At 65.6% G+C, this 10,815-nt stretch carries 14 protein-coding genes; 11 read left to right on the plus strand and 3 right to left on the minus strand.

Annotated features, from left to right (window positions below; genetic code table 11):
* Positions 1–99: 99 nt before the first annotated feature.
* On the minus strand, positions 100–780 hold the full coding sequence (locus tag CR492_RS14375) for a CBS domain-containing protein (protein WP_102844431.1): 681 nt from the start codon (positions 778–780) through the stop codon (positions 100–102).
* A gap of 232 nt (positions 781–1,012) precedes the next feature.
* Between CR492_RS14375 and CR492_RS14380 the strand changes: the two genes are divergently transcribed.
* Complete coding sequence (locus CR492_RS14380; RefSeq protein WP_102844432.1) at positions 1,013–1,279, plus strand: hypothetical protein; 267 nt, start codon at positions 1,013–1,015, stop codon at positions 1,277–1,279.
* A gap of 384 nt (positions 1,280–1,663) precedes the next feature.
* Positions 1,664–1,873 carry a hypothetical protein gene (locus tag CR492_RS14385; RefSeq protein WP_102844433.1) on the plus strand — a complete coding sequence of 70 codons (210 nt, stop codon included), beginning with the start codon at positions 1,664–1,666 and terminating at the stop codon, positions 1,871–1,873.
* 20 nt (positions 1,874–1,893) lie between these two features.
* On the opposite strand, the gene CR492_RS14390 is transcribed toward CR492_RS14385, so the two are convergent.
* Positions 1,894–2,841: a hypothetical protein gene (locus CR492_RS14390; RefSeq protein ID WP_245412090.1), complete on the minus strand. Its 948-nt coding sequence runs from the start codon at positions 2,839–2,841 to the stop codon at positions 1,894–1,896.
* A gap of 328 nt (positions 2,842–3,169) precedes the next feature.
* Here CR492_RS14390 and CR492_RS14395 point away from each other — a divergent pair, with 328 nt between their 5' ends.
* From CR492_RS14395 to CR492_RS14435, 9 genes are all read left to right on the plus strand, one after another.
* Positions 3,170–3,685, plus strand: a complete 516-nt coding sequence (locus tag CR492_RS14395; protein ID WP_102844449.1) for a Na+/H+ antiporter subunit E — start codon at positions 3,170–3,172, stop codon at positions 3,683–3,685.
* Positions 3,678–3,965: a monovalent cation/H+ antiporter complex subunit F gene (locus CR492_RS14400; protein ID WP_102844435.1), complete on the plus strand. Its 288-nt coding sequence runs from the start codon at positions 3,678–3,680 to the stop codon at positions 3,963–3,965. Before CR492_RS14395 ends, CR492_RS14400 begins: the two co-directional genes overlap by 8 nt.
* Positions 3,962–4,285, plus strand: coding sequence for a cation:proton antiporter (locus CR492_RS14405; RefSeq protein ID WP_102844436.1), 324 nt, complete (start codon positions 3,962–3,964; stop codon positions 4,283–4,285). Before CR492_RS14400 ends, CR492_RS14405 begins: the two co-directional genes overlap by 4 nt.
* The gene (locus CR492_RS14410) at positions 4,282–5,223 is read left to right on the plus strand and encodes a hydrogenase subunit MbhD domain-containing protein (RefSeq protein ID WP_102844437.1); all 942 of its coding nucleotides are present in this window, start codon (positions 4,282–4,284) and stop codon (positions 5,221–5,223) included. Before CR492_RS14405 ends, CR492_RS14410 begins: the two co-directional genes overlap by 4 nt.
* The gene (locus CR492_RS14415; protein WP_102844438.1) at positions 5,220–5,558 is read left to right on the plus strand and encodes an NADH-quinone oxidoreductase subunit K; all 339 of its coding nucleotides are present in this window, start codon (positions 5,220–5,222) and stop codon (positions 5,556–5,558) included. Before CR492_RS14410 ends, CR492_RS14415 begins: the two co-directional genes overlap by 4 nt.
* Positions 5,559–5,564: 6 nt before the next feature.
* Positions 5,565–7,058, plus strand: coding sequence for a complex I subunit 5 family protein (locus CR492_RS14420; RefSeq protein ID WP_102844439.1), 1,494 nt, complete (start codon positions 5,565–5,567; stop codon positions 7,056–7,058).
* The gene (locus CR492_RS14425) at positions 7,055–8,689 is read left to right on the plus strand and encodes a complex I subunit 5 family protein (RefSeq protein ID WP_102844440.1); all 1,635 of its coding nucleotides are present in this window, start codon (positions 7,055–7,057) and stop codon (positions 8,687–8,689) included. The genes CR492_RS14420 and CR492_RS14425 overlap by 4 nt, the downstream gene beginning before the upstream one ends.
* Positions 8,690–8,759: 70 nt before the next feature.
* Complete coding sequence (locus CR492_RS14430; protein ID WP_102844450.1) at positions 8,760–9,011, plus strand: type II toxin-antitoxin system RelE family toxin; 252 nt, start codon at positions 8,760–8,762, stop codon at positions 9,009–9,011.
* A gap of 1 nt (position 9,012) precedes the next feature.
* Positions 9,013–9,426 carry a helix-turn-helix domain-containing protein gene (locus CR492_RS14435; RefSeq protein WP_102844441.1) on the plus strand — a complete coding sequence of 138 codons (414 nt, stop codon included), beginning with the start codon at positions 9,013–9,015 and terminating at the stop codon, positions 9,424–9,426.
* 25 nt (positions 9,427–9,451) lie between these two features.
* On the opposite strand, the gene CR492_RS14440 is transcribed toward CR492_RS14435, so the two are convergent.
* Positions 9,452–10,669 (minus strand): alpha/beta hydrolase, encoded by a 1,218-nt coding sequence (locus CR492_RS14440; RefSeq protein WP_102844442.1) that lies wholly within the window; start codon positions 10,667–10,669, stop codon positions 9,452–9,454.
* Between the last annotated feature and the right edge of the window lie 146 nt (positions 10,670–10,815).

Below are 10,815 nucleotides of genomic sequence, written 5' to 3' on the forward strand. Positions count from 1 at the left end.
TGGCCCCGTGAATGCTGGGCGGCAGTCTATCGCTAAATCGCAAAGCCCGGCAAGGATCCGGGAGTCCCGACGCGTTTCGACCCGCTCCAAGAGGAGCGCCTAGTAGGAGGCGATCATCTCGTCGGCGATCTTTTCGGCTCCCGGCACGCTCTCCGCCAAGGCGAGCAGCGCCTTGCGCTCCTCAGGAGAATTGACAAGGCCCCAGATGTGGACGACGCCGTCCGAGACAAGGATGTTGCGCTCGCCAAAGCCGGTCCAGGTCTGTTCGGCGAGCTTGTCCAGAATCGCGTCGCGCAGGTCGCGGTCGCTATCGTGGGCGGCCTGCGTTTTGCGCGACGCCTCGCTGGAAGCCAGCGCCTGCATGATGTTCGAGCGGCTGACGATGCCGACGAGCTTGCCGTCCGTGATGATGGGAACGCGCTTGATGCGGCGCTTCTCAAGGAGATGTGCGATATCGGCCAGGGAAGCGTCCGCGGGCGCCGAGATGACCTCGCTTGACATGACCTCGGAGACCTTGCGGCCGTGCTCCTTGGCGAATTGCTGGGCCAGAATGCTCGCCGGCGTCAGCGCCTCGACCCACCAGGAATGAGGCTGTGCTGTTCCGTCTTCCTCGCGGAACAAGAGATCGGCCTCGCTCAAGATGCCGACGACTCGTCCATCGGCGTCGACCACGGGCAAAGCGCTGACGTCATGATCGACGAGCAGCCGCACCGCGGCGGCAATCTCGTCGTCGGGTCCGACGGTGACGACGTCGCGCACCATCACATCGCTCGCGTACATGATTTTCTCCCCCGAACGAACATCGAATCGACGTTCGCGCGTAAGCCTCGGCCGCGCGGACTATAAAGCGCGCGACGTGACAGCCTTATTACACATCTTAGTCTTAGTCTGAGCGCAGGACGCGCGGGCGGCCTTGCGCAAAAAACGCGCGGCGTTCGCATCAACGGAACGGGTGCGCTTCTAAACCATTTGCGCCGAACAAGAGTCATTTGCTCAAAAAGGAGACCCCGTCATGAACTGCAGATTTCTTGCCGCTGCGACGCTTGTCGCGCTCGCCGGCTTCACGTTCCAGGCCGAAGCCCAGGGCATCGTTCGCGGCGCCGAGGAGGGAGCCGCAACCGGACATCGCGCCGCAGGACCTGTCGGTGGGGTCGTCGGCGGCGCGGTGGGCGCCGGCGTTGGCGGCGCGATGGGCGGCGTCAAGGGCGTGCTCGGCATCCCGCAATCGAACAACCGCCACTATCATCACCGCCACCGTCATCATAGACACACTTACTGAGAATATCCTTATGGGGGTTGTTGCCCCTTTCGCGGGCAGCTACGCTTCGAGTCTGAAGAGTGCGACGTGTCACTCCGGGCGCGGTAACGCGCCATTAATGATACGGGCGCAATCTCATTGACGCCAAGGCGAGCGGGCCATCTCGGCTCCCTCGCCGGAGCGCAGCGCCGGATCGAAGCTGATGAAACAACTCCGCAAAGCCCTCGCCGACGACAACGGGACCATTGCAGCGCTGGCGCTGCTGGGCTTGGTGATGATGGCGCTTTTCCGGCCTTGACTGACGGTAGACTCGTCGCGCCGCGCGGCGCGAAACTTGGCATATGACTTGCTTGTAACAGAGAAATGATCGGGAGGTCGGCGTCCGCAAAGTCAGGAACAGCACTGATGACCAAGATACTTATTCTTGTCTGCTCCATGTCGACGCCGGTTGAGGATTGCTCCCCCATGAACGCCATTAGCGCCTCTCGCGGCCCGAATGTGCAGAGCGCGATCAGCTGCGGTCTTTTCGGTCAGTCCCAGCTCGCGCAGTCCGCCATCGGCCCCGTCGCGGACGAATATGAAAAAATCGTCTGCTCGACCGGCGGCTCGAGCTGATCGCAGCCGCTCCCTCCCAGCTAGAAGCGCCAACCGGTCTGCAGCGTGACGCCCGCTGTCACCTGCGTGAAGCTCGCCGTCGATAAATTCGACGCGTTTCGCTCAAGGCTCGCCTGAAAGTCGAGCCGCGGGCGTCCGAACCAACGCGCGGTCTCATTGTCGCCGAGCAAATAGGACGGCAGCGCAAATCCGAGCGTCGCAATCGGCTCGACATTGAAGTCCCGGCGCGTAAATCCGTTTATATCGTCGAATTGCCGGCCGATGAATTGCACGCCGAAGCTGAAACTCCATTGCTCCGAAATGATATAACTCATTGAGGGAATGAGAAAGATCGCGGCGGAGGCCGGCGCCGGCTCCCGGAACCGCCGCTGCATAAAAGCGGTGAGGCCAAGCGCCCAAACCGCATCCCCAGACGCGCCGTTGGGCGAAAGACGTTGGAAATCTGCGCCGAAGTTGATGCGTGTATTGAAGCCTACATTGACGTCATGACGGGTCGCGATTTCCTGCGAAAACAGCGGCTGGAAATCGACCCGCGGCGCATAGGCCAAATAGGGCGAAAAACTATGATCGGCATTGGCGTCGACATATTGCGCTCGAAATCCGCCAGCAAGAAAGTCGCGATCGGCTTCCGGGACGCCCGTCAGTCTTTCCGACTCGACGCGCAGATTCGCCGAAAAGCGAATCGGCAGGTCTGGCGCGGGCGCCGCCCATGACAATTGTCCGAGCGGACTGATCTCGACGGATCGCGTTCCTCCGTCAGCCGAGGCCTGGGCATTGGAGTTGAAAAAGACGGGCGTGAGCAGGTTGAACGTAAATCGCGGCGCCCTGACCTGCTGCTCAAGGCCCGGCGCTGTGGCGAAGAGATTGGCGTCAGATGAAAGCGCGGTCTCGCCCGGCGTTGCGAGAACGGCGTCGATGCGCGCATCCTGCGCGTCGCTCCGCGCGTCCGAGGTCGCCGTCTGCGCCAAGGCGGCGCCAAGGCCGTTCGAACCGGCAAAGGCGCAGAGCGCAAGACGCCAAAAGCATCGCCAAAAACATCGCTGAACCTTGGCTTGCGGCGCCAGACCCATTCTGTCGACCCCCGGCGCGACATCCCATGCGACTGTTGGCGCCCGATCATGTCTTCTTTTGGATATTTCGCCGCCGCCGCAACAAGAGCGCCGCGGCGGGATATCCGGCCCTCATGCGCCGCCTTCCTCTTTCCAGCGGGGGGCTCCTTTGTCGCGAACCATTGAGCTCACGACGGAAGCTGCTAAGTTCGCTGCGTTGTTGCAGGCTTGGGGGCTTCAGCCTTTCATGATCGAATCCAGCCCCGATTCTCGGAGCGCCGCCGGCGCGGTTCGTTTCGGCGCCGCCGCCGTCCGCGCCGCCGCCTTTTTCGCGTTCTGGCTCATGATCGGGGGCAACGATCTTCTAGGCCTTCCGGTCGGACTTGCGACGGCCGTAGCGGCAAGCTTCGTCAGCCTGCGCCTCATGCCGCCAGGACGCGCGAAGATTCGTCCGCTTTCGCTTCTGGCGCTGACCGCGCGTTTTGCGCGCCAATCCGTCATCTCCGGCCTCGAGGTGGCCTGGCGCGCTTTCGACCCGAGGCTGCCGCTGAACCCCGGCTTCATCGCCTATCCGTTGCGAATCGCGCCGGGCGGCGGCCGGAGCGCCTTTTGCGCGTTCAGCAGCCTGCTCCCCGGAACCCTGCCGACCGGGACCGACGCGGGCGACGCGCTGCTTGTCCATTGTCTCGACGTCAGCCGGCCCGTCTCGGCCGATCTTGCCGCCGAGGAATCCCTGTTCATGCGGGCGCTCGGTTATGACTGAGTTTCTCCTCGCCGCCGCCGGCTTGATTCTGTTCACAGTCGCCGTCGGCCTCGCGCGCGTGCTCAGAGGGCCGGGCGACGCCGACCGCCTGATGGCCGCGCAGCTTCTCGGCACAGGCGGCGTCGCGGCGCTTCTCATCGTCGCGGCGGCGACAGGGGCGCGCGGCCTTGAAGACGTCGCGCTCGGCCTCGCTCTGCTCGCCGCCTTCGCCTCCGTCGCTTTCGTCAACAGCGGCGCGCCGCCTGAGCGCGACGACGCGCCGGAAGCCGCGTCGAAATGAGCGGCGCGCTCGATCTTTTCAGCATCGCCGCGATCAGCGTCGGCGGCTTTTTCTTTCTCGCCGGCACAGTCGGCCTTCTGCGTTTCCCCGACCCGCTGTGCCGGCTGCATGCGCTGACCAAGGTCGACAATCTCGGCCTCGGCTTTATCGTGCTCGGCCTCATCGCGCGCAGCGACGGCGTGTTCGGCGCCTTGAAGCTCGTCGCGATCTGGGCGCTCGTCCAGCTCGCTGGCGCAACCAGCGCTCAGCTCATCGCCCGCGCGATCCGGCGCAAGGAACAGATCGGCGCAAAATCAGCTGGCGGAAGCCCCGCCGCATGAACGCGCTCGGCGCCGTCGACCTCGGACTTGCTTTGCTCGTTCTCGCCATCGCCGGCTGGACGATCGCCGCGCGCGAGGCCTTCGCCGCCATCGTCGGCTATGTCGCCTACGGCCTTCTGCTGTCGATCGTCTGGGCGCGCCTCTTCGCCGTCGACGTCGCGATGACCGAGGCCGCAATCGGCGGCGGCGTCACCGGCGTGCTCCTGATCAGCGCTGCGGCGCGCCTGCGCCAGGCGCAGACGGCGGAGGACGAACGCCCGACGCTGCCGTTGCGTCTGATGGCGGCGGCGCTCTCTGCCCTCGCCGCGATCGCGCTCGGGGCGGTCATTTTGAGCCTGCCCGAGCCTGGACCCAGCCTTGCCCCGCTGGCGGCTAAAAATCTCGCTGCGACGGGCGTCGGCAATCCGATCACAGCGGTTCTGATCGCCTTTCGCTCCTTCGACACGCTGCTTGAGAAAGTCGTGCTTTTGCTGGCGATCATCGGAGTCTGGTCGCTGGCGCCAGACCGCTATTGGGGCGGCGCGCCGATCGCTCCGCGCGCGGCGCGCCCGGTCGGCGCCCTCACCTTCCTGGCGCAGCTTGTCGCCCCCATCGGCGTCGTCGTCGGCGTCCATATGGTCTGGGTCGGCGCGGACGAGCCGGGCGGCGCCTTTCAGGGCGGCGCGATTCTCGCCGCCATGTGGATGATCGTCATGATGGCGCGGCTGTCAGAGGCGCCGCCGGTCGGCGCGCCCTGGCTGCGCGCGGCGCTGGTCGCCGGACCCGCCGTGTTCCTCATCGCCGGCGCGTCGGGCGCTGTGACGTCCGGCGCGTTCTTCGCGCTGCCGCAAGCATTTGCCAAACCGCTGATCCTCATTATCGAGGCCTTCATGACACTTTCGATCGCCGTGACCTTGCCGATGCTGGTCGCCGGGCCGCCGCGGCGGGCGCCGCTATGATTACAGCCGCGACCCTTTCCGGCCTCACCGGCGCGATCCTCGTCGGCCTTGGCCTTTACGGGCTCATCGCCGATCCCCGACCGCTGCGAAAGATCCTCGCCTTCAACATTCTCGGCAGCGGCGTCTTTCTCGTCTTCGGCATCATCGCCCGCCGTGGCGCGGCAGCGGGCTTTCCCGCCGATCCCGTGCCGCAGGCGATGGTCATCACCGGCATCGTCGTGGCTTTTGCGGCGAGCGCGCTCGCCATCGCCATTTTGCTTCGGCTGGTGAGTGAGACCGGCCGCGCCAGCCTCAGGCCGGACACGCCCGGCGCCGCGCAGACGCCGGGCGACTGAGGGACCATGCCGGGCTTTGCGACAACCACAGGCGGCGTCCTGCTGATCCTTGCGATCCTCCTGCCGGTCGCCGGATTGACCGCGTCGCTGGCGCTTGGCGGACGCCGCGCCGAATGGATCGCCCTCACGCTAGCTCCGGTCGGCGTGCTGATCGCGCTGGCGATCGCGACAAACGTGTTGGCGAGCGGCGCGCCGGTCGTCTACATCGTCGGCGGCTTTGCGCCTCCGCTCGGCATCGCTCTGCGCGCCGACGGCTTTTCCGCGATCATGCTGCTGACCACGGCTGCGATCATTTCCGCCGCCTGTTTTTTCGCAAGGTCCGGTTTCGCGACACCCAAGGGCGAGCCGGAAGCGCGCGCGCCCTTCACTTTCTGGACCTTGATCCAGGGGCTGTTCGCGGCGCTGAACATCGTCTTTCTCAGCGGCGATCTCTTCAATCTCTTTGTCGCCCTCGAACTTCTGACCTTCGCCGCCGTGCCCATCGTCTGCCTCGACGGGCGGCCGGAAACGCTTGTCGCCGCGTTGCGCTACCTCCTCTTTGCTCTGTTCGGCTCGGTCTTCTATCTCCTCGGCGTCGGCCTCATCTACGGGGCCTATGGCACGCTCGACATCCTGCTGCTCGCCGCACGCGTAAAGCCTGAGCCCGCGGTCTACGCCGCGGCCGGGTTGATGACGGCCGGGCTTCTCGCCAAAACCGCGCTCTTCCCGCTTTACCTCTGGCTGCCCCCCGCCCACGCCAACGCGCCCGCCGCCGGCAGCGCCGTGCTCTCGGCGCTGGTGGTCAAGGCGCCCTTCTTTCTCCTCGTGCGGCTGTGGTTCGACGTTCTTCCCAAACTGCCGTCCGAAACGGCGATGGCGCTGCTGGCCGCGCTGGGATCAGCGGCGATCCTCGTCGGCAGCGTGCTCGCCCTGCGCCAGCAGAGGCTGAAGCTGCTGATCGCCTATTCGACCGTGGCGCAGATCGGCTATCTGTTCCTGATGTTCCCGCTTGCGCTCGGCGGCGGCGCGTGGAGCATGGACGCCTGGATCGGCGGCGTCATGCAGACCCTCTCGCACGCCTTCGCCAAGGCGGGCATGTTCATGGCGGCGGGACTGGCCGCGCAATCGCTCGGCCATGATCGCATCAAGGATCTCGGCGGCCTCGGGCGCGCCATGCCGATGACCGTCTTCGCGCTCGGCATTGGCGGCTTGTCGCTGATGGGCCTTCCGCCGAGCGGCGGCTTTGCGGCCAAATGGCTGCTGCTGACGGCCTCGGCCGAGGCCGGACAATGGGTTTGGGTCGCCGTCATTCTGGCCGGCGGCCTGCTAGCCGGCGGCTATGTCTACCGCATCCTCGCGCCCGCCCTTTCCGGCGAGCCGGCGGCGCTGAATTCCGCTCCGGCGCGAAGCCGGGAGGCGATCGCGCTGGCGCTGACTCTCGTCGCGCTTTTGCTCGGCTTCGCGCCGCAGAGTTTCTTCAGTCTCATTGAGATCGGCCGTCTGCCAGTGGTGGGGCCATGACCGACATTTCGTCCATTCTTCTTGCGGCAGCGGTGGCGAGCCCTCTCCTCCTCGCTTGCGCCTGCCTCTTCCCGGCCGCGCGCCGCCATGCGCTGGCGCTGCTGCCGCTGGCGCCGCTTCCCGGCCTCCTCGCCGCGCTGTCGGCGCCCTTCAGCGGGCCAGCCTCCTTCGCGGCGCCGGCGTTGCGCCTTGTCCTTGCGCTCGACGCGCCGGGCGCCGTGTTGCTCGGCGTCGCCGCGCTACTTTGGACGATCGCCGGATTTTATGCCGCCGCCGACATGCGGGACAGGCCGCATGCGCTTCGCTTTGCGATCGGCTGGCTGCTGACGCTCTCCGGCAGCCTTGGCGTCTTTATCGCCGCCGATCTTCTGACCTTCTATCTCGTCTTCGCCCTCGTCAGCCTGCCGGCTTTCGCCTTGATCACTCATGACGGCGACGCCGCCGCCGCGCGGGCGGGCGCCGTCTATCTCGCCTTCACTTTGCTCGGCGAAACGGTGTTGCTGTTCGGCTTCGTGCTGCTCGCGGCGGGCGAGCCGAACGGCAGTCCCCTGATCACGGATGTGATGGCGGCGCTGCCGCAATCGCCCTTCGCAGCGCCGGCGCTCGCCCTGACCATGGCGGGATTTTGCATGAAGATCGCGCTCGTGCCGATGCACGGCTTTTTGCCGCTCTCCTATACAGCGGCGCCGATTGCCGCCGCCTCCGTCCTGAGCGGCGCCGCCGTCAAGGCCGGCGTGATCGGGATCATCCGTTTCCTGCCCTATGACGCCGCCCTGCCGGGACTTAGCGAGGCGCTGACCGCCGCCGGGCTGTTTTCCGCCTTCTATGGCGTCGCCCTCGGCGTCACGCAGAGGAACCCCAAGACGATCCTGGCTTATTCGAGCATCAGCCAGATGGGCGTCATCGCCACGGTTCTGGGGATGGGGCTCTCCGCCGACGACCGCGGCGTCTTGATCGACGCCGCCTTTTATGGCGCCAATCATCTCCTCATAAAGGGCGCCCTGTTTCTAGCGGTCGGGGTAGCGGCCGTCACCGGCCCGAAACGGCTGCGGCTCGTGATCTGGCCCGCGCTCCTGCTCGCGCTGAGCCTCGGCGGACTGCCGCTGACCGGCGGCGCGCTGGCCAAGCTCGCCGTCAAGGACATGCTCGGCAGCTATATTGTCGGCGCGCTCGCGAATCTTTCGGCGTCCGGCACGACCATGCTGATGCTGTATTTCGTGGCGCGTGTTGAGGCCTGCGCCGCAACCGACCCGAACGCAAGAGCGCCGGCAGGACTGGCGGCTCCCTGGCTCGCTGCGGCGCTCGCGGCGCTGGTCGTTCCCTGGCTGATTTTTCCGGTCCTCGGCGAATATCTGTCTTATGCGCTGAGTCCGCCGGTCCTCATTGAGGGACTCTGGCCGGTCGTGCTGGGCGCGCTCTTTTTCCTCGCGCTGCGGCGCTGGGGCGACCGTCTGCCGGCGCCGCCCGCCGGCGACATCGTCGACGCCGAAGAAGCTGGTTTTCGCGCGCTCCTTCCAATTGGCTCCTTGATGGAGCGCGCCGACCTCGCCATCCGGCAATGGCCTGCCGCAACCCTGTCGCTGGCGACGCTGGCGATCCTTTTCGGCGTCTTGCTGGCGAAGGGGTTTTAGATTCTGACCGCCATCAAAAGATCGCGATATATCGCTTGAAATATTGCCGCCCTGCAGCGATATTATCGCTGTGAAAACGATCGTCTTCACGCACCAAGCCGCCAAGGATCTCGACGCGATTGAACCGCTGGCGCGTGAGGCGATCATCGCCGGCTTGAGCGCCTATGCGATCGATGGACGCGGCGACGTCAAGCAGCTTAAAGGCCGCGACGGTTTCAGACTTCGCATTGGACGCTATCGGGTAATTTTTGACGAGGATCAAATCACGATCCTCGCTCTCTACATCGGCAAGCGCGAGACGACGAGCTACCGGAGGAATTGACATGACCGGCCCACAAATCATCAAGACGCCGAGTGGCGAAGAACTCGTCGTTCTGCCGCGCGCCGAATATGACGCGCTCGTCGCCGCCGTAGCCGAAGCCGCGGAAGATGAAGCCGACGCCGCGATTTACGATTCCCGCAAGGCCGATCTCGCAGCGGGGCGCGACGCCCGTCTGCCGCCCGAAGTGTCCGCCGCTCTGTTGCGCGGCGAGAGCCTGTTAAAGGCGCTGCGCAAATGGCGCGGCATGACGCAGATCGACCTGGCGATTTTAACCGACCTCGGGCAAGGCTATCTGAGCGATCTCGAAGCGGGGCGGCGGCGCGGCTCGCGCGAAACATTGCAGAAGATCGCCGACAAATTGCATATTGCGCCAGCGTGGCTTTTCGGCGCTGGCGACAAGAGCTGCGCCGAATGACCGCCGTCACTCGGCCTGAGCGCATCTAATTCGGACGCGCCGACTCCACCGTCTCATTGGCCACATCGCCCAGATTCTTCAGCTGATCGTCGAATGTCCGGCGTGAATTTGGATCGACAATGGCCAGCGGCGCGCTGACGGCGACGCCCGCGACGCCGCCAACCGTCTGGCCGACGCCCATGGCGAAACCGCCGACGCGCTCGCCAAGGCTGGTCTCGCCGCCAAGGCTCTGGCCAGCGATCAGCCGCTTGCCAAGAAGCTGCACGATCTCCGGATTCTCGGCAAATTTGGAATGGTTGAGCGAGCCGGGACGCGAAAGATCGGTCAGGTCGATCACATCGACTCCCGCGCTTTCGAGCTTCGACTTGTAAGGCTCGGCAAGCGGATCGATCAGGCCCAGCCGGTTGACGTTGCCGGACAGCCGGCGCGAAGCCTGCAAAGCGGTGTCGTCGCGCGAGCTGAACACGGTGAGGCGCGGACGCGGCTTGCCGATCTCGGCCCATTGCGCGGCGAAAACGTCGACGTCGAGATCTGGCGCGGCGAGGATGACGTTCCTGATCTTCGGCAGGATGCGGCCGTTGCGGATCGACATCTGGCGCAACGATTCCATCACCAGCCAGGAGCCCATCGAATGGGCCATGACGGTGACCTCGCCGACCGACGGGTCGCTCGCAATCTGGCGCAGCGTTTCCTCCAGCGCGTCGCGCGAGGCGTTGGTGCTTTCGCGGTCGTAGATATATTGGAACAGATTGCCGCGTGAGGGCCAGGTGAACAGCACTGGCGCGGCCTCGGCGCCGGAATCATGCGCGATCTGCGCGAGCGAAAAAACGGCTTCCTCGAACCGCACATTGAAGCCATGCACAAAAACCAGCACGCGCCGGTCGCGCGGCAGGTTCTGCTTCAGCCAGGAGCGCGCAGCGGCGACGCCGGGGAGCGCAGCGACGCGCACCGCGGCGAAATCGGTCAGCGGATTGGGCGGCAGGCTCGCCGGCCACTGCACCTGTCCCACCTCGCGGCGGTCTGCCGGCGGAATGGAGACGGTGATATCGGCGAGCGAAACCTTGCTCTCGCGCTCTCCGGTAAACAGGATCGCCGGATTTTTCGCCGGAGCCCTTGTCGTCGCAACAAGCATATTGACCAGCGACGCCCCGGGAACTGTCGCGCCAATCGGCTCCAGCACCCCCTGCGGCCGCCCGCAGGCCGCAAGCGCCGCACAAAGCAGCGCGATAAACGCAATACGCATCGACCCCTCGGGCTTTGCCGATCTCTCATCTCGGCTTATAGCGCAAATGTGTTGACGATCAGCCAAGCCGCTGGCGGCGGCGCCCGCTCCCATGCGAAATCTGGCGGCTGCGTCGATTTTGCAACTCATCCCCCTGCCCCAAAGGT

This window comes from Methylocella silvestris (assembly GCF_002891535.1).
In the GTDB taxonomy this organism is placed as follows: Bacteria; Pseudomonadota; Alphaproteobacteria; order Rhizobiales; family Beijerinckiaceae; genus Methylocapsa; species Methylocapsa silvestris_A.

Coding starts and splice junctions, on each gene's coding strand:
- CR492_RS14375 (WP_102844431.1), bottom strand. CDS start 780: ATGTACGCGAGCGATGTGATGGTGCGCGACGTCGTCACCGTCGGACCC.
- CR492_RS14380 (WP_102844432.1), top strand. CDS start 1,013: ATGAACTGCAGATTTCTTGCCGCTGCGACGCTTGTCGCGCTCGCCGGC.
- CR492_RS14385 (WP_102844433.1), top strand. CDS start 1,664: ATGACCAAGATACTTATTCTTGTCTGCTCCATGTCGACGCCGGTTGAG.
- CR492_RS14395 (WP_102844449.1), top strand. CDS start 3,170: ATGATCGAATCCAGCCCCGATTCTCGGAGCGCCGCCGGCGCGGTTCGT.
- CR492_RS14400 (WP_102844435.1), top strand. CDS start 3,678: ATGACTGAGTTTCTCCTCGCCGCCGCCGGCTTGATTCTGTTCACAGTC.
- CR492_RS14405 (WP_102844436.1), top strand. CDS start 3,962: ATGAGCGGCGCGCTCGATCTTTTCAGCATCGCCGCGATCAGCGTCGGC.
- CR492_RS14410 (WP_102844437.1), top strand. CDS start 4,282: ATGAACGCGCTCGGCGCCGTCGACCTCGGACTTGCTTTGCTCGTTCTC.
- CR492_RS14415 (WP_102844438.1), top strand. CDS start 5,220: ATGATTACAGCCGCGACCCTTTCCGGCCTCACCGGCGCGATCCTCGTC.
- CR492_RS14420 (WP_102844439.1), top strand. CDS start 5,565: ATGCCGGGCTTTGCGACAACCACAGGCGGCGTCCTGCTGATCCTTGCG.
- CR492_RS14425 (WP_102844440.1), top strand. CDS start 7,055: ATGACCGACATTTCGTCCATTCTTCTTGCGGCAGCGGTGGCGAGCCCT.
- CR492_RS14435 (WP_102844441.1), top strand. CDS start 9,013: ATGACCGGCCCACAAATCATCAAGACGCCGAGTGGCGAAGAACTCGTC.
- CR492_RS14440 (WP_102844442.1), bottom strand. CDS start 10,669: ATGCGTATTGCGTTTATCGCGCTGCTTTGTGCGGCGCTTGCGGCCTGC.